The sequence below is a fragment of the Undibacterium sp. KW1 genome (assembly GCF_009937955.1).
GTDB lineage: Bacteria > Pseudomonadota > Gammaproteobacteria > Burkholderiales > Burkholderiaceae_D > Undibacterium.
Window position 1 is genome coordinate 2,370,394 of sequence record NZ_AP018439.1, and the last position, 13,551, is coordinate 2,383,944.

At 50.5% G+C, this 13,551-nt stretch carries 14 protein-coding genes; 10 read left to right on the forward strand and 4 right to left on the reverse strand.

The genetic code is table 11. From position 1 onward, the window contains the following. Nucleotides 1-292: 292 nt before the first annotated feature. The 5 genes from UNDKW_RS10640 (at nt 293) to crcB (ending at nt 3,357) form a co-directional block, all read left to right on the forward strand. Nucleotides 293-814, forward strand: coding sequence for a glycine zipper 2TM domain-containing protein (locus UNDKW_RS10640; RefSeq protein ID WP_162058665.1), 522 nt, complete (start codon nt 293-295; stop codon nt 812-814). 177 nt (nt 815-991) lie between these two features. Next, entirely contained in the window at nt 992-2,203 is a 1,212-nt protein-coding gene (gene glp / locus UNDKW_RS10645) for a gephyrin-like molybdotransferase Glp (protein ID WP_232063333.1), read from the forward strand. Between the two features lie 42 nt (nt 2,204-2,245). Next, a complete protein-coding gene (gene moaD, locus UNDKW_RS10650) occupies nt 2,246-2,503 on the forward strand; it encodes a molybdopterin converting factor subunit 1 (protein ID WP_162058666.1) in 258 nt (85 codons plus the stop codon). A gap of 12 nt (nt 2,504-2,515) precedes the next feature. After that, complete coding sequence (gene moaE / locus UNDKW_RS10655; protein ID WP_162061877.1) at nt 2,516-2,977, forward strand: molybdopterin synthase catalytic subunit MoaE; 462 nt, start codon at nt 2,516-2,518, stop codon at nt 2,975-2,977. After that, nucleotides 2,974-3,357 carry a fluoride efflux transporter CrcB gene (gene crcB / locus UNDKW_RS10660; RefSeq protein WP_162058667.1) on the forward strand — a complete coding sequence of 128 codons (384 nt, stop codon included), beginning with the start codon at nt 2,974-2,976 and terminating at the stop codon, nt 3,355-3,357. Before moaE ends, crcB begins: the two co-directional genes overlap by 4 nt. 14 nt (nt 3,358-3,371) lie before the next feature. Here crcB and UNDKW_RS10665 read toward each other — a convergent pair whose 3' ends face one another. Beyond that, entirely contained in the window at nt 3,372-4,400 is a 1,029-nt protein-coding gene (locus UNDKW_RS10665; RefSeq protein ID WP_232063334.1) for a phytanoyl-CoA dioxygenase family protein, read from the reverse strand. 149 nt (nt 4,401-4,549) lie between these two features. Here UNDKW_RS10665 and pip point away from each other — a divergent pair, with 149 nt between their 5' ends. Next, nucleotides 4,550-5,515, forward strand: coding sequence for a prolyl aminopeptidase (pip, locus tag UNDKW_RS10670; protein ID WP_162058668.1), 966 nt, complete (start codon nt 4,550-4,552; stop codon nt 5,513-5,515). 53 nt (nt 5,516-5,568) lie between these two features. Here the strand turns inward: pip and UNDKW_RS10675 are convergent, their stop codons facing one another. Beyond that, a complete protein-coding gene (locus tag UNDKW_RS10675; protein ID WP_162058669.1) occupies nt 5,569-6,111 on the reverse strand; it encodes a hypothetical protein in 543 nt (180 codons plus the stop codon). Nucleotides 6,112-6,228: 117 nt separating this feature from the next. Here UNDKW_RS10675 and clpB point away from each other — a divergent pair, with 117 nt between their 5' ends. Further along, nucleotides 6,229-8,832: an ATP-dependent chaperone ClpB gene (gene clpB, locus UNDKW_RS10680; protein WP_162058670.1), complete on the forward strand. Its 2,604-nt coding sequence runs from the start codon at nt 6,229-6,231 to the stop codon at nt 8,830-8,832. 95 nt (nt 8,833-8,927) lie between these two features. Here clpB and UNDKW_RS10685 read toward each other — a convergent pair whose 3' ends face one another. Continuing rightward, nucleotides 8,928-9,713, reverse strand: a complete 786-nt coding sequence (locus tag UNDKW_RS10685; protein WP_162058671.1) for a helix-turn-helix domain-containing protein — start codon at nt 9,711-9,713, stop codon at nt 8,928-8,930. Between the two features lie 137 nt (nt 9,714-9,850). On the opposite strand from UNDKW_RS10685, the gene UNDKW_RS10690 reads away from it, so the two are divergent. The 3 genes from UNDKW_RS10690 (at nt 9,851) to UNDKW_RS10700 (ending at nt 12,687) form a co-directional block, all read left to right on the forward strand. Then, entirely contained in the window at nt 9,851-11,077 is a 1,227-nt protein-coding gene (locus UNDKW_RS10690; protein ID WP_162058672.1) for an MFS transporter, read from the forward strand. Nucleotides 11,078-11,121: 44 nt separating this feature from the next. Further along, nucleotides 11,122-11,616 carry a ribonuclease E activity regulator RraA gene (rraA, locus tag UNDKW_RS10695; RefSeq protein WP_162058673.1) on the forward strand — a complete coding sequence of 165 codons (495 nt, stop codon included), beginning with the start codon at nt 11,122-11,124 and terminating at the stop codon, nt 11,614-11,616. Between the two features lie 261 nt (nt 11,617-11,877). Then, entirely contained in the window at nt 11,878-12,687 is an 810-nt protein-coding gene (locus tag UNDKW_RS10700) for an N-acetylmuramoyl-L-alanine amidase-like domain-containing protein (RefSeq protein WP_232063335.1), read from the forward strand. An 11-nt stretch (nt 12,688-12,698) separates the two neighbouring features. On the opposite strand, the gene UNDKW_RS10705 is transcribed toward UNDKW_RS10700, so the two are convergent. Continuing rightward, nucleotides 12,699-13,445 carry a helix-turn-helix transcriptional regulator gene (locus UNDKW_RS10705; protein WP_162058674.1) on the reverse strand — a complete coding sequence of 249 codons (747 nt, stop codon included), beginning with the start codon at nt 13,443-13,445 and terminating at the stop codon, nt 12,699-12,701. Nucleotides 13,446-13,551: the final 106 nt, after the last annotated feature.

Consider the following 13,551-nt stretch of genomic DNA (forward strand, 5'->3'; position numbering starts at 1 on the left):
GTAATGTGAAAAAATCAGAGCGCAATTGTAACGAAATGAATACTGAAAGTAAATGATAATCGTTCTTATTTATATCTGATCTGCATCAATTTCCAGGTAAGTAAAATGAAAATTGTCTATGATGCAAGGAGGTATGATATTCAAAGCAACTTTTACTTGTTGTTTGGCTGAATTTTCGTTTTGGCAATAAAACGTAATTTTTTGTTACTTTGCGTGATATTTTTGTGCTTGCGGTCAACAATAGTCTGAGTACCGCGTTGATTGAGTACATTACTTTTTTTCGGAGTTCATTATGCGCAAGCTTACTATCCTGGCCACTGTAGCCGTTGCTGTTTCTCTGGCAGGATGTGCTGTCCAGCGTTATCCTGCCCATGCGCAAAACCAGTATCCACAGCAATATCAGACCCAGCCGCAGTATCCTGCTTACGGACAAAATCCCCAGAATTATCCGCAGCAATACCAGAATACCTATGTGGATACAGCAACGATTGTTGCTGTGCGTGAGGTAAATGTCGGCAGTGGCGGTTCTTCTGGCGGTGGTGCGGTGGTTGGTGCACTGATAGGCGGTGTGCTTGGACATCAGGTCGGCAAAGGCACGGGGCGTGATCTGGCTACCGTTGGCGGAGCTATCGCCGGCGGTGTCATAGGCAATGAAATGGAACGTAATTCCACCCCAAGGAACAAACTGGAGCTGACTTTACGTCTGCCGAATGGTGATCAGCGTGCAGTACTCGTAGATCCAAACAACTATTATCGTGTAGGCGACAGGGTCAGGGTAACTTTCCAGAATGGTCAGATGATATTGGCACACTGATTGGCAATAAAGTAGTTGCTAGACATACCAAATAATAAATCCGCATGCATCATTGCCTGCGGATTTATTGTTTTAAGATTTGATATAGTTCTTGACTCTCAGCTCATACAGTAAAGCCTGGGGACTCAGGCTACAATGTGGCTTGCCCATAATATACGCTGAGATAAAATCTGAACCATGTCCAAACCCATGTTGAGTACCAAAGAAGCACTGAATTTTTTATTGTCAGCGGTGCGCCCTGTTTGCACTGCCGGGGATAATGAAAAACTCCCCACGATTGCGGCAAATGGCCGTATCCTCGCTAAAGATCAGTCGTCTTTATTGGATGTTCCACCTGCGGATAATACCCAGATGGATGGCTACGCTGTACGCGCAATTGATTGCGCCAGCGGCGAGACGCGTCTGCGCATCTCGCAAAGAATACCGGCTGGTCATGTGCCACAGGCGCTGGAACCAGGTACGGCTGCACGTATCTTCACTGGTGCCATGATACCTGTGGGCGCAGATGCAGTCGTCATGCAGGAGCAATGTCAGGCAGACGGTGAATTTGTCATCATCAGGCACCAGCCACGTAGTGGCGAATGGGTGCGTCGCCAGGGCGAGGATATCCAGACAGGTTCCACCATATTGAAAGCGGGCACGCGTTTGCGGGCGCAGGAAATGGGATTGGCCGCATCGGTAGGCCTGGCACAATTGCCCGTTTTGCGTCAGCCCAGGGTCGCGGTATTTTTTACCGGCGATGAACTGACCATGCCTGGTGAGGCCTTGAAGCCTGGCGCGATTTACAATTCCAATCGCTTTACACTGAATGGCTTATTGCAAGACCTGGGTTGCATCGTTACTGACTATGGCATCGTGCCAGACAAGCTGGATGCAACCCGTGACACTTTGCGCCGTGCCAGCCAGGATCATGATCTCATCATCACATCTGGTGGTGTTTCTGTTGGTGAAGAAGACCATATAAGGCCGGCAGTTGAGGCCGAGGGTAGTCTGAACATGTGGCAGATCGCCATGAAACCCGGTAAGCCTTTGGCTTTTGGTGAAGTTGGCAAGGCATTTTTCATGGGTTTGCCGGGCAATCCGGTATCGAGCTTCGTCACTTTCCTGCTGTTTGTGCGTCCATTCATCCTGCGCATGCAGGGTGTAGGAAAAGTGGAACCCGCAGCTTACCAGGTGCGTGCTGACTTCGACTGGTTAAAGCCGGACAGGCGCAATGAATTCTTGCGTGCCCGCCTCAATGCAGAGGGCGGTCTGGATCTGTTTGCCAACCAGAGTTCTGGCGTACTGACTTCGACTGTCTGGGGCGATGGCTTGATTGATCTTGCGCCAGGTCAGAGCATACGCAAAGGCGAACTGGTACGATACATCCCCTTTAGCAGCCTGATGTAAGCTGCCCGCTTGAATTTGCTCTTATTCCCGGTGTTTTAGATGATGAATATACAATTACGTTTCTTTGCCAGTGTCCGTGAAAAGCTGGGTATGTCTGAGCAAAGAGTGGTCTTGCCAGAAGATATCAGGACAGTGGGACAAGTCAGAACCTGGCTGGCAGCGCGTGGCGATGTGTGGGCTGAAGTGCTGGCACCCGGACGCGCCTTGCGCATGGCATATAACCAGCAGATGTGTGAGCCGGATACCGCTATCAGCGAAGGGGCAGAAGTGGCATTCTTTCCGCCAGTTACCGGAGGCTGATAGATGACCAACATGATAATCCGCGTGCAAACCGCCGACTTTGATTTGAATGCAGAGCTGGCGCAATTGCGTCAGGCGAATCCTGGCATAGGTGCTGTGGTCAGCTTTGTTGGGCTGGTACGGGATATCAACGATGGTCAGGACATCAGTGCCATGGAGCTGGAGCATTATCCTGGCATGACAGAAAAAGCGCTGGAACAGATAGTCAAAGAGGCTGAGGCACGCTGGAAGCTGATCAATACTGTCGTCATTCACCGGGTGGGAATTTTGCAGCCACTGGACCAGATTGTGCTGGTAGCTGTGGCTACACGCCATCGTGGCGATGCTTTTGCTGCTTGCGAATTCATTATGGACTATCTGAAAACCCAGGCACCTTTCTGGAAGAAAGAGCAGACGCCAGAAGGCGCACGCTGGGTGGATGCGCGTGAAACCGATGATCAGGCCTTGCAAAAGTGGGCAGAGGGTGTCGCATGACCTGGCTGGGAGCTTTGGCAGTTGGCATAGGTGCGGCGTTCGGTGCCTGGCTGCGCTGGGCTTTGGGATTATGGTTCAACGGTGTGCTGCCCTTGTTACCAGTCGGTACCCTGATCGCCAATCTGGGCGGTGGCTATATTATCGGTTTTGCGGTAGCTTTTTTTTCTGCCTATCCGCAGTTGTCTCCTGAGTGGCGGCTGTTTCTGATTACTGGTTTTCTGGGTGGCCTGACAACCTTTTCTACTTTCTCGGCAGAAGCCATGAGCCTGCTGCAACGTGGCGACTATGGCTGGGCTTTGCTGCATAGTGGTGTGCATTTACTGGGCTCCATTATTTGCTGTTTTGCCGGTTTTGCGAGCTACAAGGCGTTCTTCCAGTAAATTGCCTGGTGTTTTTAAAGCCAGGTCTCATGTACTTGCAAATGGCTGGGCAGCATATTGATGTATTGCACTATGCGGGGTTTCCTGCCCCGGTTAGGGCGGCTGCCATGGGGCAGGGCCTGGTGCCAGATCACCAGGTCGCCCGCCTTGCCACCCACAGGTATCGAACCCAGCGTATGTAAATCCTGTTCCCTGGGGCTGGCGTTTGCTGGCAATGCATCCAGCCAGGCTGCCAGCTTGTGCTGAAAGCCTGGTACCAGGGTCAGTGCTCCTTGTTCTGGCGGTGTGTCTGTCAGGTAGAGTAAGCCCTGGGTTGCAAATGGTATGGGCTGATGCAAACTCACATCCCAATGCAGGTCAGGCCCCTGGAAAATATGGCCCGCTTTCTCAGGGACATTAAAGCTGCAACGGTCAGTGCTTGCCCACAAATCTGCAGTCCCCCACAATTGTGCAAATGCCTTGTGTATGCGTAAAGAGCGGCGATTTTTGTCAAATGCCGGTGACTGGAACAACTGCACCATGATGTTGGCATGCCCCTTGTGATACCAGCTTGCCTCATCATCTTCCCTTGCACCCAGCGCCTCCCAGATCACTTGTTCAGCCTCAGCACAATCTGCAATTGGCACAGCGTTGGACAAGACCACAAAGCCATGTTCAGACCAATGCTGCAGGTCTTCTGCACTGAATACGTCGGGCATATTGGTGACTTGTCCGAACAGGTCCAGAATCTCATCCGGGAGTGGTACCTCTTGATACAGATTGTGCAAGCGTGCGATGGCGTTGCCAGATGGCATACCTGCTGTGGCAAAGGCCCATGTCTGGAAATCGGTAAAACCAGGGCGGTTTTGCAGAAGATACTGCGTGGTTTGTTCTAGCCCCAATCCCAGCACATGCAGGAGCAGGCGGTCTCTGTGGAACTCGGGATTGTGCCCCTGGTTCTTGCCATTCAGTGCTGCCATCATGCGCGACCAGTAGTGATACAGGCCCGGTACCTCAGGCTGTTGATGTCCGTTTGATTTTGCTTGAGAATCTGATAGTGGCATGGCAGCAGTATGGAATATAAAAACAGCATCATAGGAAATAAAAGTCTATACCGCAATACAAGCGCAGGAATTGCAATATTGCCTATTGCTTCTTGAAACACATGGGTATAATCCCTGTTAATTATTTAAACTACATCCTCACTATCATCATGAGTGCTGACACTACTTCTTTGTTTCCTGTCATAGAACCACATCGTACTGGTATGTTGAAAGTCGATGATATTCATACCCTGTACTGGGAAGAGAGTGGCAATCCCAACGGCCAGCCCGTGATTTTCCTGCATGGTGGCCCGGGTGGAGGTACAGCGCCAAATCACCGGCGCTTCTTTGATCCTGCGCATTATCGTATCGTGTTGTTTGATCAGCGTGGAGCGGGTAAATCTTTGCCGCTCGGTGAATATCGCAATAACACGACGGCTTTGCTGGTGGAGGATATAGAAAAAATTCGTGCCATGCTGGGTATAGAGCAATGGCTGGTCTTTGGCGGTTCCTGGGGCTCGACTCTGGCGCTGGCTTATGGCGAGGCGCATCCTGAGCGTTGCCTGGGCTTTGTGCTCAGGGGTATTTTCCTGTGTACCAAGGCAGAGGTGGAATGGTTTGTGAATGGTATGAAATGGTTCTTCCCTGAAGTGCACCAGCGTTTTGCTGAGGGTGTGCCAGCAGAAGAACGCCATGATTTGCTGCAAGCCTATGCCAAGCGCTTGTTTAGTGACGACCCTGCTATTTATACTGAGGCAGCACGTAACTGGAGCCGTTATGAAGGTTCTTGCATCTTCCTGCTGCCGCAACCCGACACAATTGCCGATTTTGAGTCAGATGCTGTTGCCATAGGCCTCGGCAGACTGGAGGCGCATTACATGATCAATGGTGCTTTCATGCGCGAAGACCAGTTGATTGAGGATATAGACCGCATCCGCCACTTGCCTGCCGTCATCGTGCAAGGCCGTTATGATGTGGTTTGCCCGCCAGTGACTGCGCGCAGGCTGCACCATGCCTGGCCAGAAGCAAGTTTGCAGATGATTGCTGATGCTGGACATTCTGGTGGTGAGCCTGGCATTGCTGCGGCACTGGTAGAGGCAACCAATCAATTTAAAAAATCCGGCAAATTCGCTTGAGATTTTGCCGTCTTTAGTTTGTCGGCTTTAGCTGGCGTTTTTTTGCTAAGCTCTCAATTCAGCATCCGCGTCGGAGGTGCTTCCGGTGCACTGCCCAGCATTTCCAGGGTGAATCCCCAGTCTGCTTTTTCCACAGCGTCCTGGAATAATTTGCAAAAGCCATGCAGCAAGCGCTTGCCCATGGCAATTTCAAAATTCTTACCGCCGGCAGCCGTAAATTCCATTCTGAACGGCAATTTGGCATGGACATGGAATTGTATGTTTTCTGGCAGCATGGCTTCCTTACCCAGAGGCCAGCTTTGAACATCTCCCTCCAGTGGCGTATCAAAATGGCCACTATCCTTCATCTCGGCCACTGAGGCTTCATGTTCCATTTGTACCAGTTCCGAGCTGGCGTGGGCGGCGCTGGGTTTGCTCATCTTGACCTGCTTGCCCATGGCCTCCAGCAAGCCAGGCCAGAACTTCATGGTCGTGCGGCGGGTGAACAAAAGATCTATCTCTTGCCTCATTGTCTTATCTTTTTCTGCAAACGATAATTTCAGCAATAGTCTGTCCTGTTCAGGAAGATAAGTAATTTGTATCTGATGTAAATCCATGTGATCTTTGATGTAAAACAAGCTTTGGGGGATGTGTCGCGAGTTTAAACCAACTATTCTTGAAATTGGCTTAGCTGCCCCAAATTGTAAAGCTAACTAATTCTTCAGGAGAGAGTCATGCGGCTCGACAAATTAACTACCAAGCTACAAGAAGCGCTCTCTGACGCGCAAAGTCAGGCAGTCGGCAATGATAACCAATACATAGAACCTGTGCACGTCTTGTTGGCATTGATCAACCAGGATGATGGCAGCAGCCGTTCATTATTGCAAAGGGCAGGTGTCAATGTTGCCGCCTTGGGCAATGCCTTGAAAGCTGCTTTGGAGCGTTTGCCCAAGGTCAGTGGTACGGATGGGCAAGTACAGGCTGGCCGCGAGCTCGTTGGCTTGCTGAACCTGGCAGACAAGGAATCGCAAAAACGTGGTGACCAGTTCCTCGCCAGTGAAATGATCCTGCTGGCACTGACAGAGGACAAGTCCGAGGCTGGCAAGCTGGCACGCGAGAATGGGCTGACACGTAAATCATTGGAAGCTGCCATCGCCGCTGTACGGGGTGGTGGCAATGTGGATAGTCAGGACGCTGAAGGTCAGCGCGAGGCCCTGAAAAAATACACCCTGGATTTGACCGAGCGCGCTCGTCTGGGCAAGCTTGACCCTGTGATTGGCCGTGATGATGAAATCCGTCGCGCTATCCAGGTTTTGCAGCGCCGCAGCAAAAATAATCCTGTGCTCATCGGTGAACCAGGTGTCGGTAAAACCGCCATCGTTGAAGGTCTGGCGCAGCGTATTGTCAATGGTGAGGTGCCAGACAGCCTGAAATCCAAACGTGTCTTGTCACTGGACATGGCTGCTTTGCTGGCGGGTGCCAAATACCGTGGAGAGTTTGAAGAACGCCTGAAAGCCGTGCTCAAGGAAATCGCCATGGATGAAGGCCAGACCATCGTCTTTATCGATGAATTGCACACCATGGTCGGCGCAGGCAAGGCTGAAGGTGCGATGGATGCCGGCAATATGCTCAAACCTGCACTGGCACGCGGTGAATTGCACTGTGTAGGCGCAACCACGCTGGATGAATACCGCAAATACATAGAAAAAGATGCTGCACTGGAGCGCCGTTTCCAGAAAATCATCGTTGATGAACCTAGTGTAGAGGCAACCATAGCTATCCTGCGTGGTCTGCAAGAGAAATACGAAGTCCATCATGGTGTTGATATTACTGATCCGGCGATAGTCGCAGCGGCCGAATTGTCGCATCGCTACATCACCGACCGCTTTTTGCCGGACAAGGCAATCGACCTCATCGATGAGGCAGCAGCCAAGATCAAGATAGAGATAGATTCCAAGCCTGAGGTCATGGACAAGCTGGATCGCCGCCTGATACAGTTGAAGATAGAGAAGGAAGCCGTCAAGCGCGAAAAGGACGAGGGTTCCAAAAAACGCCTGATCTTGATAGAAGAAGAAATAGGCAAACTCTCGCTCGAATATGCTGATCTCGAAGAAGTCTGGAAAGCAGAAAAAGCCTTGGTGCAGGGCAGTACCCACATCAAGGAAGAAATAGAAAAAATCCGTCTGCAAATGGATGAAGCCAAGCGCCGTGGCGACTGGCAAACCATGTCTGAATTGCAGTACGGTCAATTGCCTGAGCTGGAAGCACAACTCAAGCAGGCAGATACTCAGGCGGATAAAAACCAGCAAGACGGCAGCAAGATGAAGCTCTTGCGTACCCAGGTAGGTGCAGAAGAAATTGCGGAGATTGTGTCTCGTGCAACTGGCATCCCAGTGTCGCGCATGATGCAGGGTGAGCGCGAGAAATTATTGCATATGGAAGATGCATTGCATCAACGCGTTGTTGGCCAGCATGAAGCAATTACTGCAGTGTCGGATGCAATCCGCCGTTCACGTTCTGGCCTTGGTGATCCTGGCCGTCCTTATGGTTCCTTCCTGTTCCTCGGGCCGACTGGCGTTGGTAAAACCGAGTTGTGCAAGGCACTGGCGAATTTCATGTTTGATACAGAAGAGTCATTGATCCGTATCGACATGAGTGAGTTCATGGAGAAACATTCGGTGGCACGTCTGATAGGTGCGCCACCGGGCTATGTAGGCTATGAAGAGGGTGGCTATCTGACCGAGGCAGTAAGGCGTAAACCGTATAGCGTGATTTTGCTGGACGAAGTCGAAAAAGCCCATCATGATGTCTTCAATGTGTTGTTGCAGGTGTTGGATGATGGACGCATGACGGATGGACAAGGCAGAACGGTGGATTTCAAAAATACCGTGATCGTCATGACATCGAATCTGGGTTCGCATCAGATACAGGCCATGGAAGGTAGCGATCCTGAAGTCATCAAGATGGCCGTCATGGGTGAAGTCAAAACCCATTTCCGCCCTGAATTTATCAACCGTATTGATGAAATCGTGGTCTTCCATGCACTGGATGCGAAAAACATAGGGGCAATTGCCAAGATACAGCTCAAGACTCTGGAGCAGCGTTTGCGTCAGATGGATATGGGTTTGCAGGTCAGCGAAGATGCGCTGCAAAAAATTGCCGAGGCTGGTTTCGACCCAGTGTATGGAGCAAGACCTTTGAAACGAGCTATCCAGCAAGAAATAGAAAATGTCTTGTCCAAACTGATATTGCAAGGTAAATTTGGGCCCAAGGATATTATCGCGATCGATGCCAAAGACCATGAACTGGTGTTTAGCAAAGCGGGAGAACTGGCGTGAAATTAGTTGGAACCTGGGGATAGATTACCGGTCTAGACCTTCGTAGGAAAGCAAGTTGGGGCAGCATGCAAATGCTGCCCTTTTTTTATCATTACTCATTTTTGTTTGAAAAAACTCGATGGTGATTCACCAAAAGTTTTCTTGAACATGGCCGAAAATGCCGACTGGCTGGCATATCCCAATTCAGACGCTACTTGTGATAATGGCATGCCGCTGGTGATCAATGGTGATGCCTTGGATAAGCGCATTTGCTGGCGCCAAGCAGTGAATGACATATCAAGTTCCTGCTCAAACAGGCGTGACAGGGTGCGTGAGGATGCTCCTACCTGTATCGCATAATCCTCCATAGTCATGCCGGATGCCGGGTCGGCCAGCAAAATTTCACACAGGTTTTTGAGTCGTTTATCTCTGGGCATAGGCAAGCGTATGGGTAAAGTTTTTGCAGCTTGCAGTTCATCCATGATGACAGCCGCGATATGAAACTCGCGCGTACTGGCTACTTCTATTACTTCCATGCTGGCGATCAATTCCCTGAGCAGTGGCGAGACTTCCAGTACCAGGCATTCTGTGCCGCGAAAGGGGGCAAAGTCAGCGTGTATGTTCAGCAGCCGCAGTTGTGAAGGCTCAATGATACGTACCTCATGCGCCACATCGGGCGGTATCCAGATTGCCCGTAAAGGCGGCACGAACCAGGTGTTGTTATTCGCCAGTATCTGCATCATGCCCTGCGGCGTATAAGTCAACTGCCCCCAGGTGTGGCTATGCATGCTGATGACTTCTTCCGTCGGCAGGTTTCTAGCTGCCAGCCGTACAGGGCGCTCAGGTGTGGGGCGCTTGTCTGGTGCCTGGGGGCGGGTATCGGTCAGGATTTCAATTGCCATGGTCAATCCCAGTTTGGCGGAAATGCGATAAAGTTTGTCTCTCTATCTTAAATCAGACTGGACGAATTTGCATACACTGTTTGCTGAGTATTTGCTTTGCCATGCAAAGCGTGATTGGAAACAGTAAAGGATTACAAATGACAGCAGCAATACCGCAAGCTCCGGAAAATCTTAAAAAAGATGTCATGGTTATCAGTCTGGTTGGCCTTGCGCATGGCATTTCCCACTTCTTCCACATGATACTGGCCCCTTTATTCCCCTGGATTAAAGATGCCTTCAGCCTGTCATTTGCTGAACTGGGTTTGCTGATGACGGTATTTTTTGTGATTTCTGGCATAGGTCAGGCCTTGTCCGGTTTTATTGTTGATAAAGTCGGTGCCAGGGCAGTCTTGTTTTTTGGTGTCACTTCTCTGGGCATTGCTGCCCTGGTATTGTCGACGTCGCAAAATTACAGCATGCTGCTCATGGGTTCCATGCTGGCTGGGGTGGGGAATAGCGTATTTCATCCTTCAGACTACACCTTGCTCAACAAGAAGGTATCGAGTCAGCGGCTTGGTTATGCATTCTCTGTGCATGGCATCACGGGTAATCTCGGTTGGGCAGCGGCACCCGTGTTTTTGGTGACCATCGCCGGATTGACAAGCTGGCGTACTGCCTTGTTTTGCGCAGCATTCCTGCCTTTTACCGTACTGGCTATCCTGGTCTTTTATCGTGAGCTGTTGCATACCGAAATAGTTCAGCATAAAAGCGCAGCGCATGCTGCAAAGGCCGCCGAGGGATCTATGGATTTCATGCGCATTCCTGCAGTGTGGATGTGCTTTGGTTTTTTCTTCATGATCGCCATGGCACTGGGCGGTATACAAAGTTTTTCATCGGTCAGCTTGCGTCAGATGTATGACATGTCGCTAGGATCAGCCACCACTGCCTATACCTTTTACATGCTGGCTTCTGCGGGGGGCATGCTGTGGGGTGGTTTTCTGGCAGCCAGAACCAGTCATCATGACAGGACAATTACGCTGGCCTTCAGCTTCGCTGGTATTTTCTCGCTAATACTCGCCAGCGGGGCTGTGAATGTCAGTATCGCCATTTTGCTCATGGGGGCGATAGGCTTTGGTTCCGGCGTAGCCGGGCCTTCGCGCGATCTGATGATACGTGCTGCAGCACCCAAAAATGCAACTGGCCGTGTGTATGGCATAGTCTATTCAGGCCTGGATTCTGGCCTGGCGGTCGCACCGCTGATTTTTGGCGCCATCATGGATGCGCATCATCCATCCTGGGTGTTTATCTGCGTTGGTTTCTTCCAGGTGTTGGCAATATTGACGGCCGTCAATGTCGGTAGCAGGACCAGGGCATTGGCGGTTTGAAGTTTGCTGGTTAGAATGGGGTTCCACACTAACGAGGACAAATCATGAGCTTTGCTACCTGTGATATTTGTGATGCTAACGAAGACAAGATTGCTACGCATGAGCTGGCTGTTATCCCACCTATTTTCATGCGCTATGGCACAGCAGTTAAATTCAGTGGTCAGGCAGTGACGCTGAAGGTGTTTGAAGATAATTTACTGGTCAGGGAAACGCTGGAAACTCCAGGCAATGGGCATGTCCTGGTGATAGATGGCGGCGGCAGCTTCCGCTGCGCCCTTGTTGGCGGCAATCTGGCGGCACTCGCAGAAAAAAATGGCTGGGTTGGCATAGTCGTGCACGGTTGTATTCGGGATGTTGATGAAATCAACGCCTGCAATATAGGCGTGCGTGCCATGGCTGCCATGCCTTTGCGCGCTACCAAACACGGCGGCGGCATGCGCGATGCACGCATCAATATCTCGGGTGTGGCAATCAAGCCGGGCGACTGGATTTATGCCGATGTGGATGGTGTGTTGGTAGCCAGGCACGCGCTGGTGTAGTGTGATCCGGTCTGGATGATATTAACGCATACGGCCTGCAGGCCCGTATGCGTTTTTGCTTTTTTAGATGCATGCATGGCAGGCTATGGTATAAAGTCTGACTCCCGTCATTTATCCTGTTCCCTTATGTTTCTACGCGTTTTGGTGTTTGCCCTTGCCTCTGCTTCCATGATTACTGGGCCTGTTCAAGCTCAGGATAAGCAGCTCACTGCCCCTGTCAGGCTGCTTACTGAGCCATTTCAGAGCAAGAAAATCTTCCAGATGACACCGCAGGAGGTCGATCAGTACCTGGCATTTTTGCACGCCAACGTACCTGATCTGCGCCAGCGTATCGCCTTGATTGCCAGAAAAAATATAGGCCAGCCTTACAAGCTGAACCTGCTGGGAGAATTCCCTTTTGAACTGCATGACAACCTGCCCATGTATAGTCTGACGCATAGCGATTGCTTGGTGTTTGCTGAACATACCTATGCGATGGCCTTAAGCAGTTCCTGGGAAGAATTCTTCTGGACCCTGCAACGCATACGCTATAAAGACGGTTTGATAGGTGTGGTGACACGCAACCATTACACGGAAGTCGATTGGAATACCAATAATGCCTGGTTGCTTAAAGATGTCAGTGCCGGTTTTAGCGCAGACAAAGTGGCGAGCTATGACATCGTCGTTGACAGGGCAAAATTCCTGCGCGAGAAGCACCATAAAGAAACCACTATCCCCGTGCAAACCAGTCATGAAGCCTATGTCAAAGCCGACAAGGTAAGCGCTATACTGGATCAGTTGCGCGATGGTGATTTTGTGAACGTGGTATCAGACAAGGATGGATATCAATCGATTACCCATGTCGGCCTGGTCGTGGTTGACGCCAATGGCAAGCGCAACTTCTTGAATTCTGGCGAACCACAGGTCAAGGAAGAGAGCTTTGATACTTTCATCAGCCGTACCAATGAAAGAACCAGGACCAGCAAGCAATCCAAGCCACGTCGCTTGCTAGGTTTTAAATTCTTGCGTTTGCGCGACGATATTGTCATCCCCGGTGCCGTCACTTTACCCAGACCCAAACAGGCGCAGTAAACTAAGTTACGCTAATGTTTTTTGCGCAGGGCAGTGAAGCTGGCTGGCTCCCATTCACGCATGGCCAGCAATACTGCGGTGCCGCGCCTTTTCTTGAGCGGGCTGCTCAAACTCTCGGTATGCAGTTCAGCCAGTTTTTGTCTGAGCTGGCGTATCTCAGCCTGGAATTTTTCAGCGGCCGCATCTGTCAGCATGCCGTGTATGAAATGCTGTGATTCATATTCATGGCTAAACGGCGCATCCAGAAAATCTGCCATACCTGTGTCGTGGAAATATTGGCGTATGGGGCCATGTGGTAGCCAGTCAAAGTCCCTGGCGATATTCAAACGTATGCGATTATTTGGCATCAGGCTGATCAGGCATAATTTATCCAGGCGCAAGAGTTTGCTCAGACATTCTGTTTCACTGAGTTGGTAGACGTGCAGGATTTCTTCAAATTTCCAGTGATTCAGGGCGCAAACCGCCACCAGCAACAATTTTGTGTCAGAAACCAATTCCTTTTCCTGCGCAGGGCTCAGGCTATGGATGCGGGTGTTGCTTGCATTTGCCTCCTGCGTGATTTCCATCAGGCTAAAGCCCAGAAACTGGCTGATTTGTGTCAGCCTTTCTATACTCATATTGGCGCCATTATCGGCACTCAAGAGGCGTTTGATACTGGCCTCGGACAAATCCAGTGCCACAGCCACATCCCTGTATGTTTTGCCTTGCAGCTTCAATTGCTGCTTGATGCTGTTCAATAATTGCCGGATTTCAGTCATGTTTGTGCATGTACAAGGTTGCGGGATTTAATACTTCGATTATTCTATGGTGCTACTTTACCAGTAATGGTTACATTATTTGCTGCCTGTCTCCACAATTACCTAT

What these genes read in the sequence shown, in the direction of transcription:
- UNDKW_RS10690 (WP_162058672.1), top strand. Translation starts at nt 9,851, where the DNA reads ATGACAGCAGCAATACCGCAAGCTCCGGAAAATCTTAAAAAAGATGTC.
- pip (WP_162058668.1), top strand. Translation starts at nt 4,550, where the DNA reads ATGAGTGCTGACACTACTTCTTTGTTTCCTGTCATAGAACCACATCGT.
- clpB (WP_162058670.1), top strand. Translation starts at nt 6,229, where the DNA reads ATGCGGCTCGACAAATTAACTACCAAGCTACAAGAAGCGCTCTCTGAC.
- UNDKW_RS10685 (WP_162058671.1), bottom strand. Translation starts at nt 9,713, where the DNA reads ATGGCAATTGAAATCCTGACCGATACCCGCCCCCAGGCACCAGACAAG.
- UNDKW_RS10675 (WP_162058669.1), bottom strand. Translation starts at nt 6,111, where the DNA reads ATGGATTTACATCAGATACAAATTACTTATCTTCCTGAACAGGACAGA.
- UNDKW_RS10700 (WP_232063335.1), top strand. Translation starts at nt 11,878, where the DNA reads ATGACACCGCAGGAGGTCGATCAGTACCTGGCATTTTTGCACGCCAAC.
- crcB (WP_162058667.1), top strand. Translation starts at nt 2,974, where the DNA reads ATGACCTGGCTGGGAGCTTTGGCAGTTGGCATAGGTGCGGCGTTCGGT.
- UNDKW_RS10705 (WP_162058674.1), bottom strand. Translation starts at nt 13,445, where the DNA reads ATGACTGAAATCCGGCAATTATTGAACAGCATCAAGCAGCAATTGAAG.
- moaD (WP_162058666.1), top strand. Translation starts at nt 2,246, where the DNA reads ATGAATATACAATTACGTTTCTTTGCCAGTGTCCGTGAAAAGCTGGGT.
- UNDKW_RS10640 (WP_162058665.1), top strand. Translation starts at nt 293, where the DNA reads ATGCGCAAGCTTACTATCCTGGCCACTGTAGCCGTTGCTGTTTCTCTG.
- moaE (WP_162061877.1), top strand. Translation starts at nt 2,516, where the DNA reads ATGATAATCCGCGTGCAAACCGCCGACTTTGATTTGAATGCAGAGCTG.
- rraA (WP_162058673.1), top strand. Translation starts at nt 11,122, where the DNA reads ATGAGCTTTGCTACCTGTGATATTTGTGATGCTAACGAAGACAAGATT.
- UNDKW_RS10665 (WP_232063334.1), bottom strand. Translation starts at nt 4,400, where the DNA reads ATGCCACTATCAGATTCTCAAGCAAAATCAAACGGACATCAACAGCCT.
- glp (WP_232063333.1), top strand. Translation starts at nt 992, where the DNA reads ATGTCCAAACCCATGTTGAGTACCAAAGAAGCACTGAATTTTTTATTG.